This is a genomic window from Rhizobium sp. NPDC090275, assembly GCF_044772225.1.
Lineage (GTDB): Bacteria > Pseudomonadota > Alphaproteobacteria > Rhizobiales > Rhizobiaceae > Rhizobium.
Window position 1 is genome coordinate 341,018 of record NZ_JBIVYL010000001.1, and the last position, 15,808, is coordinate 356,825.

Sequence of the window (15,808 nt, forward strand, 5' to 3'; positions counted from 1 at the left end):
CGAGGTTTTCCGACATGGCGGGCGGGTTGAAAACAGATATCAACCCGTCGCCCGATGGCCGATCATGTTCGGCTGCGCTGCCGCTCCACCTCTTTCAGGACATCGATGAAGGCGCGCAGCGGGGATGGAACGTGGCGAAAGCCAGGGTAGTAGAGCACGTTGCCCGGTATGGCCGGACACCAGTCGTCGAGTAGCGTCATCAGCGCGCCGCGCTCCAGTTCCTCATGGGCGAAGAGGTCAGGCATATAGGCTATGCCGAGACCGCCGGCCGCGCTTTTCACCATGAGGGCGTTGTCATCAAGGGTGAGGTGGCCCGGAACATCGATCGACAGATCCTCGCCGTTACGGCTGAACTCCCAGCGATAGCGCCTGCCACCCGGCAGACGCTGCCGGATACATATATGCTTCGCTAGGTCGTCTGGCACCGACGGTTGCCCATGCGCCCGCACATAGCCGGGGGAGGCGACGGCGATGAAGCGAATGCTGCCGCCGAAGGGCACCGCGATCATGTCCTGTGGCACGGATTCGGCCAGGCGCACACCGGCATCGAAACCCTGCTCGACGATATCGACAAGGCGCCCCTCCGAAACGAGGTCGAGTTCGACAGCGGGATAGCGCGTGAGGAATGTCGGCACCACGTTGCCCAGAAGCCATTGGCCGGCGCCCCGGTTGGTGTTGATCCGCAGGATGCCGGCCGGCTCACCGCGTTCGTCGGCGATGCCGTCGATCGCCTCCTCAAGATCGCGCAGGACCGGATCCAGCCTTTCCAGCAGCCGCCGGCCGGCATCGGTGGTTGCGACGCTGCGCGTTGTCCGGTTGAGAAGCCGGACGCCCATGTTTTTCTCAAGGTTGATCAGCGTGTGGCTCAGCGACGAGCGCGACACGCCCAACGCATCGGCCGCCTTGCGGAAGCTGCGGTGACTGGCGACGGCGCGGAAGGCTTCGAGTTCACTCAGTGTCGGTCTGGTCATTGGTGAAAATATCACACGGTCTCATGCGGGATTGGGTGACTTATATCACCAAAGGAAAAGGACGATATGGAGTCTGCTTGAAAAAAGGAGATAGCCATGAGCAAGACCTGGTTCATTACCGGCACATCGTCCGGCCTCGGCCGAGAAATGACCGAGCAGTTGCTGTCACGTGGTGACAGTGTGGTTGCGACCGTGCGGCGCGCCGATCAATTGGACGCGCTGCAGGCGCAGTATGGCGAGCGGCTTGTCGTGCTGACGCTCGACATCCTGGATACAGCGGGCATCCGCTCCGCTATTGCCGATGCATTCCAGCGGATGGGGCGCATCGATGTCGTCGTCAGCAATGCCGGATATGGTCTCTTCGGCGCGGCCGAAGAACTCGGCGATGCGCAAATCGACCAGCAGATCGCCACCAACCTGACGGGGTCGATACAGCTCATCCGCGCGGCATTACCACATCTGCGACAGCAGGGCGGGGGACGGATCATGCAGGTCTCGTCGGAGGGCGGGCAGATCACCTATCCCAACTTCAGCCTCTATCATGCGACGAAGTGGGGCATCGAAGGCTTCGTCGAGGCGGTCGCCAAGGAGGTATCTCCCTTCGGCATCGACTTCATCATCGCGGAACCGGGGCCGACCGTGACGAATTTCGGCGCGGGTCTGGTGCATGGCAAGCCGATGGATGTCTATGAGGCGACACCGGCGGGCGATGTCCGCCGCGCCATCGCGAGCGGCAGCTTCGACATCAAGGGCGATGCCGCACGCACCGTGGCGGCGATGATCGCCGCTGCCGACATGGAGCGGCCGGCGCTCCGCTTGGCGCTCGGAAGCATTGCCTACCGCTCGATCTCCACGGCGCTCGCGGAACGGCTTGCGGCCATCGAGGCGCAGCGCGACGTTGCCTTCTCGGCGGATCGCGACGGCTAAGAGGTCATGGGAGGGGCGTGTCCAGTGCCGCGCTCCTCATCCCCGCCGCTGCACGATCTTCACGTTCATCTGGCTGCGCAGCTTGAAACCCAGCTGCTCGTAGAGCGCAATCGCCGACGTGTTGCTCGCATAGGCGTGCAGAAATACTTGCTCATCGCGCGCCGTGATCTCGCCGGCGACGAAGCGGAAGAGGAGGGTGCCGAGGCCGCGTTTCTGGAAATCGGGGTGGGTGCAGAGGCCGCTCAGTTCGGAGAGGCCGGGATGGCGCATGCGCTGGCCGGCCATCGCCGCCAGGCGGCCGTCGATCTTGACGCCCCAGAAGGTGCCGAGGCGCTGGGCGCCGAGCGTGAAGGGGCCAGGTTTGGTCAGCAGCGCGAGCGCCAGCATCTCTTCGGCATCGTCAGGTGTCAGCGGCTCGATCCTCATGTCGTCGATGCGTTCGTAGGGACGGTCGCCTATCATTTGCACGAGCGTGCTTTCGATGAGTACGTCGTGGCCATCAGGGACTGTGATCGGGCCGGCCTCGACCAGCGCCATGATCTCGCCGGGCGCGGAAAGAGCGGCCAGTGCCCTCAAGCTTTCGGGCGTGTCGTCGCGCGGGGCGGCGAAGGGGACGATCGATGTCGGGTAACGCTTGGCGAGCGGGCCGCCTTCGGCGAGATCGGCATGCACGGTCAGAAGCGCGTTCCAGGCGGGACGGTCGAGGCTGTGGGTCACTGGTGGTTCTCCGATTTTTTTGTTGTCCGTCGGGCCAGGGACGCAATCGCCAGGCCATCTTCAATGCCGGCCAGCTGATCGAGCAGCGGCCCCGTAAGATCGCCGCAGAGGTCGCGCACGGCGCGTTCGATGCTTGGCCAGATTTCTCTTTTCGATCGATCGACGAGCGCGCGGCCGGTATCGGTCAGCGATACCAGCTTGCGGCGCTGGTCGCCGTCGGAGGCCCGTGCCTCGACAAGGCCGAGATCGGCCAGCTGTGCCAAGGTCCGGGTGGCGCCGGGCTGGGTGATGCCGACCGCTTCGGCCAGCTCTCCAATCGTCAGCGGCCCGGAGCGGTCGATCGCCGCCAGGAAAGGATATTGGCCCGCCTGGATTTCGGCTCCAAAACTCTGGATGATCTGCTGCGTATCGGCCTGCAGTCGCTCGCCGATCCGACGGAAGCGGCTGCCAAGGCACAGATAGCCGAAGTCCCTTACGATGTCGTCCGGCACACTACACTCTCCCTACATTGTTAACGTGTTATATAACGTGTAATGTAATCTTGGTCAATGATGCTGCTCGCGTCGCGCCACGCGGATGGTGAGCTTTCGGGGGAGATATGGTGCGGGCAGTTGACATCCGCCCCCAAATCAGAACGTTTCAGGAACGATCAATCGGGAATCCTGCGCGTGTCCACTGGTGAAAAGTTTATCGTGATCCCCTATCGCAGCAATCGCGGCAAGCTGGTGCCGGGCGAGATGCGGCAGGCGTCGAACCCGATCAGCGCGGAGAAGATCGCGTCCGCCATGTCGGAGCGCTTCGCGGGCGTTGCGGCCTATGCGATCACCGTCGACGAGGAGACCGGCGACATGCTGTCGCCACGGCTCTTGGCGCAGTTCGGCGAGATCGCCGATCTCAATCCGTAAGCGTGACGATGGAAACCGCGCTCTATCCGCCGGTGAAGGCCTTTCTGGAGGCGGCGGGGTATGTCGTGAAGGGGGAGGTCGCGAGCTGCGACGTCGTGGGCTTGAGCGAAAGCGAGCCGCCGGTCGTGGTCGTCTGCGAACTGAAGATGTCGTTCAATCTCGAGCTTATCCTGCAGGCGGTCGACCGGGCGGCGATGGCTGATGAAGTCTGGATCGCTGCAAGGGTCTCGGCCAAGGGCCGGGGGCGGGAGGCGGACAGGCGTTATCGCGATCTCTGCCGCAGGATGGGGATTGGCATGCTCGGGATATCCGATACCGGCGAGGTGAGCGTCATCGTCAGTTCCGTGTCGCCGATGCCGAGGACGAACCCGAAGCGGCGGACGCGGCTTGTAAAAGAGCACCGGAAGAGACAGGGCGACCCGGCGCTCGGCGGCGCCACGCGCTCGCCGATCATGACCGCCTACCGGCAGCAGGCGCTGATCTGCGCCTCGGCCCTGCAACAGGGGCTGGCGCGGCCGCGCGACATGAAACAATGGGCGCCGCAGGCGGGGCGGATAATGCTCGACAACGTCTATGGCTGGTTCGACCGGCAGGGGAAGGGCGTCTATGCGCTGAACGAGGCCGGCGAGGCGGCGCTGCTGCGCTGGCCGCAGACGGTGGTGGTCGGTGGTGGCGATGCGGGTGAGGGCGGGGAGTAGTGCGGCCGACGGTTTACGGGCTTTTCAGAATTGAATCTCGATCAGCTCGGGTGGCTCCTGGTTGAAATCGGAATATCGAATCCACCGTGGCGTTGCTTTGAAGATCACGGCCCCTCTCTCGATGAACTCCCTGGCAGCTGGAAGGCTGCCGAGATAAGCTTCCTGGTATTCTTCGATATCGGCGGCAGCAACCCTTGTTGCCTCACCCTCATATTGAACGGTGATGTTGTCGTCCCATCCGACGACGAAGGCGACGCAAGGGCGCTCCGCGAGATTGCCGAACTTTCGCGTCTCCTTGAAAGCGCTGAACACGACCTCAAGATTGTCGCGCACCGAGAAGTCGATCGTGGCAGCCTCCGGTTTCCCATCGCCATGGCAGGTCGCGATCACCGCCAGCTTGTGCTTTCTCAGGAATTCAAGAAGCATGCGTTTCTTATGAAAATCATCCATTGACGCATCCCTTCCAATCTCGTGCCTTCCAGCACAGCAGGATTAGCACATTGCTCGCCCTCGTTCGAGGATGGTCACCGCGCCGGGTGAGGGTAGTGAGTCGCGGTTACTGCCACTTTCGGCCCATTGCGGACATTCCGATTTCCCACCATTCGTAGCGCGACCGTCGGTAGTCTTTCAGACGCACCTCTGCGTTGCGCAATCCGCATGGCAATATCCTTGCCGCCGCCATTTTCGACCGCCATCTGAGAAAGCGAGGATGTAATAGACGTCCGCTGATCCCGAAGCCGTAGCAAGGCTTCGCTGTGAACGCGGCAATGGATGGAAGCAATGACTGAACGGACCCTTCAAGAGATGACGCGTCACGAGCGCGCAAATATAATGGCCCTTGTAGCTCAGGCACTGGACAGCGTCGCAGATGAGGCGGATGACCGCGGGGACGGTCAATCGGCCGCGAACGCCACCTATCTCGCGGGTGCATTGCGTGGCTGCGATAACGCGGCCACGTCAGAGATGATCAGAGCCGCCGAGCTACTGCTGGAGCAGGGTATCACCTACGTTGCATGTGTATCTGAACGATATGAGAAAGCTGCACCGGTATCGAACGTGGTTGCGCACTGACAATGGTAGGCGGCGCGGTCGGACAGGTGCGGTTTAACTTGCCGAAACTGGCCCTACGCACTCTCTCGCAAATGTGAACCACTCGTTCATGTAGGCTTCATCGAGCGGTTGCTACCGTGGGTTCATCGACAACAGCAATGAATCAGCGGGACAAGTTAATCATGCAGCACCCTGCCGCTCCAACGGCCGGCCGAGATCCGCGCCTTGATTTCTTCCGTGGCCTGGCCTTGGTGATGATCTTCATCAACCACGTTCCCGGCAACATGATGGAAGGCGTTACCTCGAAGAACTTCGGCTTTTCGGATGCGGCCGAGGCTTTCGTGCTGATGTCCGGCATGTCCGCCGGTCTTGCATATTCAAACGTCTATGCCCGCGATCGCATTAACGCGGTTGCGCGTATCCTGCGTCGCGCCGGCCGGCTTTACAGCGTTCATTTGCTGACCACGGTGCTGGCCGTCATCGTGCTGATGGCGGGCCATAACTTCCTCGGCACGACTGCGCTTTCGGAGCGCGTCAACATGGTTTCCTACCTGGAAGCACCGTGGACGACGGCGCTCGGCGTGCTCGGGATGACGCATCAGCTGGGCTATTTCAACATTCTTCCGCTCTACATGCTGCTACTCGCGGCAACGCCTGTCTTCCTCGCTCTCGCGTCGCGAAACCGCGTGCTGCTGCTTGCGGTTTCAGTATCGATCTGGGCGATCGCCGGGTGGAACAACATCAATCTTCCGAATTTCCCCACCGACGGCACCTGGTTCCTCAACCCGTTTTCCTGGCAGCTGATCTATTGCATCGGCTTGTGCGCGGGCATTTCCGCCAAGAAAGGCGAGACCTTTGTCGGCTACAGCCCGGCCCTGATGGCTGTTGCGATCGCCTATCTCGGCTTTGCGATGTTCGTGATCCAGGGCCAGCACTATGATCTGACGGCCTGGGGTGACCACCCCGCGCTTCTGGTCGGCTTCGAAAAGGGCATCCTGCCGCTGCCGCGACTGATGCATATCCTGGCGCTGGCCTACGTGATCTCGCAGATTGCCGTGTTCCGCACGATCGCGGGCAGCGCCAAGCTTGATGTCGTGTCGTTGCTTGGAAAGCAGGGCCTTGCGGTATTTGCTTGGGGTTCGCTCGTCTGCATCTCGCTGCAGGTGCTGCGGGAGGCCTATGCGTTCTCGCCTGCGGTCGATATCGCAACGCTGATTGCGGGTCTGGCAATTCAATATGCCGTCGCCCAGCGCTTGCAGACGGCAAAGGTCGCGGTAAAGAACCAGGCGAGAATGGTGTAGCCGTCCCCCCTAAGCGGACAGAGGGCTCCTTCTCATCAGCGCTGCCGGGCTTCGCGCAATAACCGAAATAGCCCGACACCGTTGAGTATCACGAGCATCCCAGCAAAGATCATGATGAAGCCGCTGAACATACCTGCACCGAGGCCGACGGGACCGTCATAGAGGCCTGCTTCGAAGCCCGCGGAAATTGGGTCAAGAATCCAACTGAGCCAAAGAAATGCTCCAAGCACTTCTACACCGTATACGACAATGGCGGCGAGGCTACCGACCCTGCGCTTGATCAGTGCGATGAGAGTGTGGAAGACCAAAGCAAACGGGCTTGTGACCATAAATACGATCAACAGAACGAAGAACGGCCCGGCGACATAGACGAGGATATCTCTCACTTGGGTCTCTTTGCTCAGACTGTCTTTCCCAGGATAGATTTATTCCATTCAATCCCGCAATGGTTCCTATCGGCGCAAAGCCGCTTACCGCCAATTGGGGTGGTGGCGTTCCTACGAAGGCTCATTGATCCCCGGCGCGAACCTCAGTGCGCGATTACATATCTGCGTTGCACAATAAGCAGTACGCGTTTGCCTAAAACGGGAGCATAAGGCCGGTAGTGCCGCACGTGAGGATATTTGTCATGGATTGGTTTCCCATAGTCTTCGTGATTTTCAAGGTTCTCGCGTTGGGCACGGGAATGTACTTCGCCATCAAGTGGCATTACGATCAGGTTGATAAGATCGACAGAGGCTCGGTCCTGCTCGCAGGCGGCAAGATCGCGGGAGCCTTCGTGTTGGCGCTCTTGGGCGTCGGGGTCGTCGCCTTCGTCATGAGCAGCATGCTTGGGTTGGACCTGGGTCTCTGACGGCGACTTTGGCGCAAAACTAGCTAGGACTTTCCCGACATCAGAGAAAGCGCGGCACCGGGGACCCTTTGGTGCGCCAGCCATTGCACCGGCGTCACGCCGACTTCTGTGCGGAATGCCGTGCGTAGCGCATGGGCATCAGGGAAGCCGCTGCGCACGGCGACGTCGTCCAGCCCGCGCACGCCGGCCACCAATAGCTCCTTCGCTCGTGCCACGCGCACACGCCTTATCCATTCGCCAAGACTGCCTCCGGTCCGTGCCCGGATATGGCGCGTCAGGCTTCGGCGGCTCATGTTCGAGCGCTTGGCCAATTCATCCAGCGAAGGCGGCGCGATGGGATCGGCGCGCAGGACTTCGAGAAGTTCGGTCACTCGCCGATCGGCAGTCGATCCGATGGCTGGTCGCTCGATCAGTTGCGGTTGTCCGCCCGCGCGCTGAGGGGCGACGACGAGATGGCGCGCTATCCGGTTTGCTTCACCAATCCCGCAAATCCGGCCGAGCAGATGCAGGCAGCAATCCAGCCCCGAAGCGACACCGGCGGACGTCAGGACACGGCCTTCGTCCACGAACAGCGCGGCCGCATCGACCGTTACACGCGGATAGCGGGCCGCGAAGGTCTCCGCGTGCGCCCAATGGGTCGTAGCGCGCCGCCGATCCAGCAGTCCGGCTTCGGCAAGGCCGAAGGCCCCCAGGCACAAGCCCACGACGATGGCTCCTCGAGCATCGGCTGCCTTCAGCTTGGCAACGATATCGGGCGATACGGGCTCGTCCACACTCCGCCAACCCGGTAAAATGACGATATCGGCGTCATCGACAGCATCCAGCCGATGGGCGGCCTCGATGATCATGCCGCCGCTCGTGTTCAGCCGGAACTGATCCGAGCACACCTGAACCTGATGTCCACCCGCAAGGAGCCCCTCGCCAAACACGGCCAGCGGCGTGGATAGCATGAAAGGGCTGATATGGTCGTAAGCGATGATGGCGATGCGCATTGGTCCGATTTACACGATAAAAGGCAATCAGGCCACTCAACGGCGACGAAATCGAATGTCATCACTGTGGGCGAAAACTTCAAAATGGAGCCTCCTGATGACCCGCACCCTTCTCGTGATCGACGTTCAGAACGACTATTTTCCCGGCGGCGCGCTGTCGCTTTGGGAGGCCGAAGAAACAGAGAAGCGGGTCGTAGAAGCGATCCGGCAAGCACGCGCAAGGGGTGACGGGATTGTTCTCGTCCGGCACGTGTCGACAGCTCCGACGGGCCTGTTTGCCGCCGGCGGCCATGGCGTTGAAATCCGCCCGGCTGTTCTGGCTGCCGCTGGCGATGCTCCGGTGGTGACCAAGCAGTACGCAGATGCATTTCAGGAGACGAACCTCGCAGATCATTTGAAGGGAACGACGGAATTGCTTATCTGCGGGATGATGACGCAGAACTGCGTGGTGTTTACGGCATTGTCACGCGCTGCGGAGGGCTTCCAGATCAAGGTGATCGACGATCTTTGCACCGCTCCTCTGGAGGTAGTCCATCTGATCGCACTGAGTGCGTTGCGGTCCAAGACGCAGGTGATCCATTCTTCCGAGGTTTGAGGCGCGGCCAATCAGCCCGTCGACCTCCTGTCGGCAATTCCGCTTTGACAAATCGCCATTTCTGGCCCATATCCCCCGCAACAGCCGCCTGCGCGATTTTCGCGCGGGCGGTTTTGCGTTTGAATGGCGTTGTTTCTGCAATTCGTTCGCATCCGCACCGGTATTGGACATCTAAGAAGGCAGAGGGACAGAGATGAGCGAACAGGGAAACCTTACGGTTCGGAAGCTGGCATTCTGGGGCATTCCGATGTCGCTTGGGGTCATGGGCCTGAAGATGGTGGCCTGGTGGGTCACGGGGTCGGTGGCGCTTTTGTCCGACGGGCTGGAATCGACGGTCAACGTCGTTGCCGCCTTCATCGCCTTCTTCGTCATCCGCTATGCGCAGAAGCCGGCCGATCACGATCATCCCTTCGGGCATCACAAGGCGGAGTATCTCTCGGCCGTTACCGAGGGCGTTTTGATCGTGGTCGCGGCCCTTTTGATCGTCAACGAGGCGGTGGGGCATCTGGCCGATCCCCGCATGCTCGAAGCGCCGGTGCTGGGTCTTGCCATCAATTTCGCGGCCGGCGTGATCAACGCCGTCTGGGCGCGGCTTCTGATCACGACGGGGCGTAAGTATCGCTCGGCGGCGCTGACGGCCGATGGCCAGCATATCATGTCGGATGTCGTCACCTCCGTCGGCGTGCTGATCGGCCTGTTGCTGGCGATCGCCACCGGCTACGCGATCTTCGATCCGATCCTCGCCATTCTGGTCGCGATCAACATCCTCTATCAGGGCTGGAAGGTGATCTCGCATTCGATCGGCGGGCTGATGGACCAGGCGGTCGAGCCGCAGGAAGAAGAAGCGATCAAGGCTGCGATCGCCACGCATGCGACGGGGTCGCTCGGGGTGCATGATCTGAAGACCCGGCGCGCAGGCGCCGTCACTTTCATCGATTTCCATCTTGTCGTGCCGGCCGCAATGTCTGTAAGGCAGGCGCACGATATCTGCGATCGCCTTGAGGATGCCATCCGCGCCGTGCATCCGGGCTCCAGCATCGCCATTCACGTCGAGCCGGAGGGCGAAAAGGCCCACGGCATCCGCGTCAAAGTCATCAAGGAGGCTTGAATGCCCAATACAGACGTCTCCAGCCTGTCCATGCTGGGAAAGCAGACCGAAGCGCCGACCTCGCCCGAGACGGCGGTGCTCGAGAAGGTACCCGCCAGCAATGCCGGTACCGACTACGTGGTGCGCTTCACCGCGCCCGAATTCACCTCGCTCTGCCCGATGACCGGGCAGCCGGATTTCGCCCATATCGTCATCGATTACATCCCGAACGAATGGCTGGTGGAATCCAAGGCGCTGAAACTTTTCCTGCACTCCTTCCGCAACCACGGCGCCTTCCACGAGGATTGCTCGATCTATATCGCCAAGCGGCTGGTCGAGCTGCTCGATCCGAAGTGGCTTCGGATCGGTGCCTACTGGTATCCGCGCGGCGGCATCCCGATCGACGTGTTCTGGCAGACCGGCAAGCCGCCCGAGGGCGTATGGCTGCCCGACCAGGGTGTGGCGACCTATCGTGGTCGCGGCTGAGTTTAGTCAGCTGATTTGGCGGGATCGGGCGGGAAGCTTGCCCGGTCCATGCGCAGCGGGCGCCGCTCGCTTCGGAGCCAGCCACGGATGAGGTTGCGGGCCCGGATTCCCTCGATCTTCAGCCTCAGCAGATTCTTGCGCAGCCTGCTCGGCTTGAAGGCGCGATCGATCGACTTGCGAATGAAGGCCGCCTTGTCGGCGCTGCCGTCGAGGAACTGCATCTGGATGACGGGGGCTGGCTCAATCTGGTAGGCCTTCAGCCAGGCGCGATGCCACATATAGGCGTCGAGCAGGCCGTAGGTCTCGGTGTCCTTCAACATGCGCGCGGCGGCACCAGGGCCGATGACATAGCCGGCCGTGCCGACGCGGTTCTGGAACACGCGGCGGGCGCTATAGACGCCGTCGGTCCAGAGCGGACGTTTCGCGACGATGTGATCGCGCGGGGCGAATTCGAGATCGTAGGCGATATCGTCGCCATCGGGGCGCGCTTCGATGCTTGCCAGCGCGTCGGTGAAGCTCTCCGACAGCACGGCGTCGTCTTCCAGGATCAGCATCCGCTCGCCGCTGTCGATGATCCTGCGCCAGGCGATGCGGTGCGAGGTGAAGCAGGCGACATCTTCGCGCAGCGTCGGGCTCGGCCAGCTATTGGCAGCCTTCTGGCATTCTTCCGGCGTGAGATCACGGGCCTCGAAGGCATCCAGAAACTCGAAATCCAGGCCCAGCGCCTGCATCTGCCGCGTCTGAAAGCGCCGCCTGGTTTCCTCGGCCTTGCGGCTGATGATGAGGGTTTTCAATGCTCTGTCGTCCGCTCTGCGTTTCGTGAGGTCAATGATCGCGGCGGACCTTATCGATGCGGAGTGGGCTTATCAATCGGCAGCGGGGCAGCGCCCACACCGAAAGCTTGCATGCCGACTGGTTGCGGCAATCCCTTGATGGTCAACCGCCTATCGCATGAAGCGGCCTCGTTCATTTGTATGAGCCTCATCCAATCAGGGTAATTGCAGTCCTGAGTTTCATATCTACTGTGGCGAAAGACAATTTGAGCGGGTAGGCAATTGCGAGCGGCGGGGCCTACTGACAGCCATTGACACTTTCCAGAATTGGACGATCGGATGGTTCGAAATCTCGTTTTCGGATGCGCCGCATTGCTTGCGGTGTTCGTCTCCGGCGGCATGAGCGCCCGACATGAGATGTTTCCCTGGCCCCAGCTTTCGGCGCTGAAACGCCAATTTGTCGCCCCTGAACCTCTGCCTCCGAGCCGCTACACGTTCGACGACAAGAAACGTCTGATTGGAGACGAGACGAAGACGGCGGTTGCATGCCCGGTTCAGACCGATCGCACTGCTGTTCTCCTGGTTCTCGGACAATCGAATGCTGCCAATGATGGCGGCCAGCGGCACAGATCGAAGTATGGAGAGCGGGTGATCAACGCCTTCGACGGCCGTTGCTTCACCGCCGCATCGCCGCTTCTCGGCTCGACGGATACGAAGGGCGAGTATTGGACGGATATCGGCAATTCGCTGATTGCGTCCGGGCGCTACGACAATGTCATTATCGCACCGGTTGCCTATTCCGGCTCCGAGGTGGCGCGTTGGGCCGAAGGCGGCGACATCAATCCGGTGCTTGTCGACAGCACGAAAAAACTTCACGACGCAGGCTACCGGGTGACAAACGTGCTTTGGGTGCAGGGTGAGGCCGATTTCGTCCTGGGCACCAGCACGCAAGCCTACGAACAGCGCTTTTTGTCGATGGTGGGTACGCTGCGGGGCCTGGGGGTTGCGGCTCCTGTCTATATTTCGGTGGCGACCAGATGCCTTGAGCCCACCAATGGCGGTTTCAAACAGCATACGGACGATAATCCGATCCTGCGAGCCCAGTTTGCTCTGCCGAAAAGCGGCAACGGCATCGTGCAGGGTGTGAACTCGGACGCGCTGCTCAATGGCGACGACCGCTACGACGATTGCCATATCGGCGGTTCGGGCGCGGAGAAGGTTGCGGCTGCATGGCGCGATCTGCTGCTCGCCGGTCCGCAGCTGCAGGCCTCGTCGCAATAAGGATGCTTACGCGCTAGCTTGGTGGGGGCCGCTTTAGCGCGGCCCCTGATGCGTTCGCGGCGATCGTCAGACGTTGAAGCTGTCGTCGCTGCCGAAGTCGGACTGATCGTCGAAACTGTCGTCGTCGTTGTTGTTGTCGTTGTTATCGGCAACCTGGCGGGTGTTGTCTGCATCGTTCGATGCCTGTTGGCTGCCGCCGTCATTGTTGTAGTAGTTGTTGATGACGGTTTCTTCCGTCGGCGCGCTTGATGGCGTGGCGCCCGAGCCGAGGCCGAGCGAGGACATGTGGTTGCCGCTGAAGATGCCGCTCAGCGAATTGGCAAGCAGCATGCCGCCGGCCACACCGGCCGCCGTGCCGAGCGCGCCTTGCAGGAAGCTGCCGCCGGCCGATGGGGCAGACGCCTGCTGGCTCCAGGGGCCGGAGGGTTGCTGCTGCATGCGCGGGGCGGTGTCGAAGCCCTGGTTTTCACGGATCTGCTGGCGCGGGGCGCTGCCCCATGGGCCGCTTGATGCCGCTTCCGAAGGTGCCGGCTGCGCCCGTTGCTGCGGCGGCTGGCTGCTGCCGAAGATGGAGGAGAGGAAGCCGCCGCCTTGTTCGGCCTTGTGGTTGTCGCTCTGATCTGCCTCCAGCTGGCGGACGCGCTCTTCCAGTTCCTTGATGTGACTGGCGGCGGCCTCGAGGCCCTTTTCCTGCACGATCACGGCCTGTGCCAGATAATAGGCGGCATAGGGCTGTTCGCGGGTGCTTTGCTCGACCAGCTGTTCGGCGTCGCGGTCGCGCGGGGTGGAGGCTGCGGTGCGGACGCGCTCGAAAAGGGCGGTCAGGAGTTGGCGTTCTTCGGGTGACATCGGCTGTCTCCTTTGGCTCTGTGTTCGCACATGGGTCGTGAGTGGATCGCTTGAGAAGGACGTAGGAACGGATTGAGACTTTTCAAAGCCTCCACAAGTTACATTTCAGTAAGCCAATGACCCCTAACCATATCTTCACCCGTTCCGTGGCTTGTCTTTTTCACGCATTGTTTTACGCATTGAGTCGCACTATGTGCGGGGAACCCGAATTTACGTGAGAGAGGTTCGAATGAACGACGAAGACCAGGACGACAAGACGAAGGAACTGCCGCTCGGCAAGGAAACGGAGGCGAACCTTTTCAAGTCGCGTTCCATCTTCATCTATGGACCGATCAACCAGGAACTGGCGCAGAAGGTCTGCTCGCAGCTCGTGGCGCTTGCCGCGGCCAGCGACGAAGACATCCGCATCTACGTCAATTCGCCCGGCGGCCACGTCGAGTCCGGCGATTCGATCCACGACATGATCAAGTTCATCAAGCCGAAGGTCTGGATGATCGGAACCGGCTGGGTCGCCTCCGCCGGCGCGCTGATCTATGTCGCCGCGCCCAAGGAGCAGCGCCTTTGCCTGCCCAACACCCGCTTCCTGCTGCACCAACCCTCGGGCGGCACGCGCGGCATGGCGTCCGACATCGAAATCCAGGCACGCGAGATCATCAAGATGAACGAGCGCCTGAACAAGATCATGGCTGACGCTACCGGCCAGTCCTACGAAAAGATCGCCGCCGACACCGACCGCGACTACTGGCTGTCGGCCGAGGAAGCCAAGGCCTACGGCCTGGTCTCGCGCATCGTGACGTCGCAGAGCGATATCTGATCGGATTGAGATAGAAGCGCCCTTGGCTGCCGGATGGTGGGCGAGGGCGCTTTTTGTTTTTGACGGGGTGGAGCTAACTCCTCTCATCCCGGCCTTGTGCCGGGAAGAATCTCCTCGCCGCGCGTACGCGCATCGGCTGGATTCCCGCCACAGGGGCGAGAATGAGGGCAGTGGGTGTATCTGGCCTTGCGCCCCCGTTTGCGATACGGCTGCATGACGCCATTCTTCGCTCCGAGTCCCCTGCATGCTGAAAGACTTCTCCGTCCAGGCCCTGTTCATGGGCGTTCTCACCGCTTTCGTCGGTTTCGCCAGTTCGTTCGCCGTCGTGCTGCACGGGTTGCAGGCTGTCGGCGCCACGGAGGCGCAGGCTGCTTCGGGGTTGATGGCGTTGTCGGTCTCGCTCGGGATTTGTGCGATCGTGCTCAGCACCACATCGAGACTGCCGATCAGCATGGCGTGGTCGACGCCGGGAGGCGCGCTACTGGCGGCGACTGGTGTGGTCGAGGGCGGGTTCAATGCGGCTGTCGGGGCCTTTATCATCTGCGCGCTGTTGATCGTCATCGCGGGGCTGTTCAAGCCGCTGGGGCGGGCGGTGGCGGCGATACCGGCGCCGCTGGCCAATGCGATGCTGGCGGGCGTGCTGATCGGGCTCTGCTTCGCGCCGGTCAAGGCAGTCGGGTTCAACCCGCTGCTCGGGCTGCCGATCGTGCTTGCCTGGATTGTCGTCGGTGCCTTCAAGCGGCTGTGGGCCGTGCCGGCGGCGCTGGCGGCATTCGTTCTGGTCGTGGTCTTCGGGGTCGATGTGCCCGTGGGCGCGCTTGACACCGTAAAGCGCTCGCTGGTGCCGACGGTCGAATTCGTCATGCCCGTGTTCAACGTGCCGGCCTTCGTGTCGATCGCTTTGCCGCTCTTCATCGTCACCATGGCCTCGCAGAACATTCCGGGGATCGCGGTCATGAAGGTCAATGGCTATGAGACCAAGCCCGGGCCGCTCTTTGCCTCGACCGGTTTCTTCTCGCTTCTGTCTGCGCCGTTCGGTGGCCATGCCGTCAATCTTGCGGCGATCACGGCGGCCATGTGCGCCGGGCCGGACGCGCATCCGGATCCGAAGCGGCGCTACTGGGCGGTCATCGTCTGCGGCATCTGCTATCTCATCCTCGGGCCGCTTGCGGGTGCGGTGACCGCATCGGTGGCGCTGGCGCCGCCGATCCTGATCCAGGCGGTGGCTGGGCTCGCGCTGGTCGGCGCCTTCTCGGGCTCCGCGATGGCCGCCTTCCAGGCGCCCGATACGCGGGAAGCGGCTGCGATCACCTTCCTGGTGACGGCATCAGGCGTCTCCTTCGGCGGCATTTCCGGAGCCTTCTGGGGGCTCCTAGCCGGCGGGCTGATGATGGCGTTGCAGCGCTTTGTGCAAACGCGGAAAAAATAATCGGGCACTTGCCAGTTTTTCGCGCGGCGGCTATACAGGCCGGCATGAAGAGCACGGGCATCATGATTTCTGAGCAGATT

At 61.8% G+C, this 15,808-nt stretch carries 20 protein-coding genes; 12 read left to right on the forward strand and 8 right to left on the reverse strand.

Going from position 1 to position 15,808, the window contains the following annotated elements; genetic code table 11:
* Nucleotides 1-62: 62 nt before the first annotated feature.
* The gene (locus tag ACIQUB_RS01625) at nt 63-971 is read right to left on the reverse strand and encodes a LysR family transcriptional regulator (protein ID WP_113237286.1); all 909 of its coding nucleotides are present in this window, start codon (nt 969-971) and stop codon (nt 63-65) included.
* A gap of 96 nt (nt 972-1,067) precedes the next feature.
* Between ACIQUB_RS01625 and ACIQUB_RS01630 the strand changes: the two genes are divergently transcribed.
* Nucleotides 1,068-1,898 (forward strand): SDR family oxidoreductase, encoded by an 831-nt coding sequence (locus ACIQUB_RS01630; protein ID WP_113237287.1) that lies wholly within the window; start codon nt 1,068-1,070, stop codon nt 1,896-1,898.
* 36 nt (nt 1,899-1,934) lie between these two features.
* Here the strand turns inward: ACIQUB_RS01630 and ACIQUB_RS01635 are convergent, their stop codons facing one another.
* Complete coding sequence (locus ACIQUB_RS01635; RefSeq protein WP_113237288.1) at nt 1,935-2,615, reverse strand: GNAT family N-acetyltransferase; 681 nt, start codon at nt 2,613-2,615, stop codon at nt 1,935-1,937.
* Entirely contained in the window at nt 2,612-3,106 is a 495-nt protein-coding gene (locus ACIQUB_RS01640; protein ID WP_113237289.1) for a MarR family transcriptional regulator, read from the reverse strand. The genes ACIQUB_RS01635 and ACIQUB_RS01640 overlap by 4 nt, the downstream gene beginning before the upstream one ends.
* 177 nt (nt 3,107-3,283) lie before the next feature.
* Here ACIQUB_RS01640 and ACIQUB_RS01645 point away from each other — a divergent pair, with 177 nt between their 5' ends.
* Both ACIQUB_RS01645 and ACIQUB_RS01650 read left to right on the forward strand, forming a co-directional pair.
* Nucleotides 3,284-3,520: a hypothetical protein gene (locus ACIQUB_RS01645; RefSeq protein ID WP_018897325.1), complete on the forward strand. Its 237-nt coding sequence runs from the start codon at nt 3,284-3,286 to the stop codon at nt 3,518-3,520.
* Nucleotides 3,521-3,528: 8 nt separating this feature from the next.
* Complete coding sequence (locus ACIQUB_RS01650; protein WP_113237290.1) at nt 3,529-4,218, forward strand: DUF2161 family putative PD-(D/E)XK-type phosphodiesterase; 690 nt, start codon at nt 3,529-3,531, stop codon at nt 4,216-4,218.
* A 24-nt stretch (nt 4,219-4,242) separates the two neighbouring features.
* On the opposite strand, the gene ACIQUB_RS01655 is transcribed toward ACIQUB_RS01650, so the two are convergent.
* Nucleotides 4,243-4,668, reverse strand: a complete 426-nt coding sequence (locus tag ACIQUB_RS01655) for a pyridoxamine 5'-phosphate oxidase family protein (protein ID WP_113237291.1) — start codon at nt 4,666-4,668, stop codon at nt 4,243-4,245.
* 330 nt (nt 4,669-4,998) lie between these two features.
* Here ACIQUB_RS01655 and ACIQUB_RS01660 point away from each other — a divergent pair, with 330 nt between their 5' ends.
* The gene (locus ACIQUB_RS01660) at nt 4,999-5,289 is read left to right on the forward strand and encodes a hypothetical protein (RefSeq protein WP_113237292.1); all 291 of its coding nucleotides are present in this window, start codon (nt 4,999-5,001) and stop codon (nt 5,287-5,289) included.
* 161 nt (nt 5,290-5,450) lie between these two features.
* Nucleotides 5,451-6,569 carry an OpgC domain-containing protein gene (locus ACIQUB_RS01665; protein ID WP_113237293.1) on the forward strand — a complete coding sequence of 373 codons (1,119 nt, stop codon included), beginning with the start codon at nt 5,451-5,453 and terminating at the stop codon, nt 6,567-6,569.
* 35 nt (nt 6,570-6,604) lie between these two features.
* On the opposite strand, the gene ACIQUB_RS01670 is transcribed toward ACIQUB_RS01665, so the two are convergent.
* Nucleotides 6,605-6,955 (reverse strand): hypothetical protein, encoded by a 351-nt coding sequence (locus ACIQUB_RS01670; RefSeq protein WP_113237294.1) that lies wholly within the window; start codon nt 6,953-6,955, stop codon nt 6,605-6,607.
* A 242-nt stretch (nt 6,956-7,197) separates the two neighbouring features.
* On the opposite strand from ACIQUB_RS01670, the gene ACIQUB_RS01675 reads away from it, so the two are divergent.
* Nucleotides 7,198-7,422, forward strand: a complete 225-nt coding sequence (locus tag ACIQUB_RS01675; protein ID WP_113237295.1) for a hypothetical protein — start codon at nt 7,198-7,200, stop codon at nt 7,420-7,422.
* A gap of 23 nt (nt 7,423-7,445) precedes the next feature.
* Here ACIQUB_RS01675 and ACIQUB_RS01680 read toward each other — a convergent pair whose 3' ends face one another.
* Nucleotides 7,446-8,414, reverse strand: coding sequence for a helix-turn-helix domain-containing protein (locus ACIQUB_RS01680; RefSeq protein ID WP_113237296.1), 969 nt, complete (start codon nt 8,412-8,414; stop codon nt 7,446-7,448).
* Between the two features lie 97 nt (nt 8,415-8,511).
* On the opposite strand from ACIQUB_RS01680, the gene ACIQUB_RS01685 reads away from it, so the two are divergent.
* From ACIQUB_RS01685 to queF, 3 genes are all read left to right on the forward strand, one after another.
* Nucleotides 8,512-9,009 carry an isochorismatase family protein gene (locus ACIQUB_RS01685; protein WP_113237297.1) on the forward strand — a complete coding sequence of 166 codons (498 nt, stop codon included), beginning with the start codon at nt 8,512-8,514 and terminating at the stop codon, nt 9,007-9,009.
* 193 nt (nt 9,010-9,202) lie between these two features.
* Nucleotides 9,203-10,117 carry a CDF family cation efflux transporter EmfA gene (emfA, locus tag ACIQUB_RS01690; RefSeq protein WP_047506180.1) on the forward strand — a complete coding sequence of 305 codons (915 nt, stop codon included), beginning with the start codon at nt 9,203-9,205 and terminating at the stop codon, nt 10,115-10,117.
* Nucleotides 10,118-10,582: a preQ(1) synthase gene (gene queF / locus ACIQUB_RS01695; protein WP_047506178.1), complete on the forward strand. Its 465-nt coding sequence runs from the start codon at nt 10,118-10,120 to the stop codon at nt 10,580-10,582. It begins immediately after the preceding gene.
* A gap of 2 nt (nt 10,583-10,584) precedes the next feature.
* Here the strand turns inward: queF and ACIQUB_RS01700 are convergent, their stop codons facing one another.
* Nucleotides 10,585-11,376, reverse strand: a complete 792-nt coding sequence (locus ACIQUB_RS01700) for a glycosyltransferase family 25 protein (RefSeq protein ID WP_113237298.1) — start codon at nt 11,374-11,376, stop codon at nt 10,585-10,587.
* Nucleotides 11,377-11,694: 318 nt separating this feature from the next.
* Here ACIQUB_RS01700 and ACIQUB_RS01705 point away from each other — a divergent pair, with 318 nt between their 5' ends.
* Nucleotides 11,695-12,636 carry a sialate O-acetylesterase gene (locus ACIQUB_RS01705; protein WP_113237299.1) on the forward strand — a complete coding sequence of 314 codons (942 nt, stop codon included), beginning with the start codon at nt 11,695-11,697 and terminating at the stop codon, nt 12,634-12,636.
* A gap of 66 nt (nt 12,637-12,702) precedes the next feature.
* Here ACIQUB_RS01705 and ACIQUB_RS01710 read toward each other — a convergent pair whose 3' ends face one another.
* The gene (locus tag ACIQUB_RS01710; protein WP_113237300.1) at nt 12,703-13,485 is read right to left on the reverse strand and encodes a DUF2076 domain-containing protein; all 783 of its coding nucleotides are present in this window, start codon (nt 13,483-13,485) and stop codon (nt 12,703-12,705) included.
* Between the two features lie 229 nt (nt 13,486-13,714).
* Here ACIQUB_RS01710 and ACIQUB_RS01715 point away from each other — a divergent pair, with 229 nt between their 5' ends.
* Nucleotides 13,715-14,299, forward strand: a complete 585-nt coding sequence (locus ACIQUB_RS01715) for an ATP-dependent Clp protease proteolytic subunit (protein WP_018897336.1) — start codon at nt 13,715-13,717, stop codon at nt 14,297-14,299.
* Between the two features lie 244 nt (nt 14,300-14,543).
* Entirely contained in the window at nt 14,544-15,728 is a 1,185-nt protein-coding gene (locus ACIQUB_RS01720) for a benzoate/H(+) symporter BenE family transporter (RefSeq protein WP_113237301.1), read from the forward strand.
* Nucleotides 15,729-15,808: the final 80 nt, after the last annotated feature.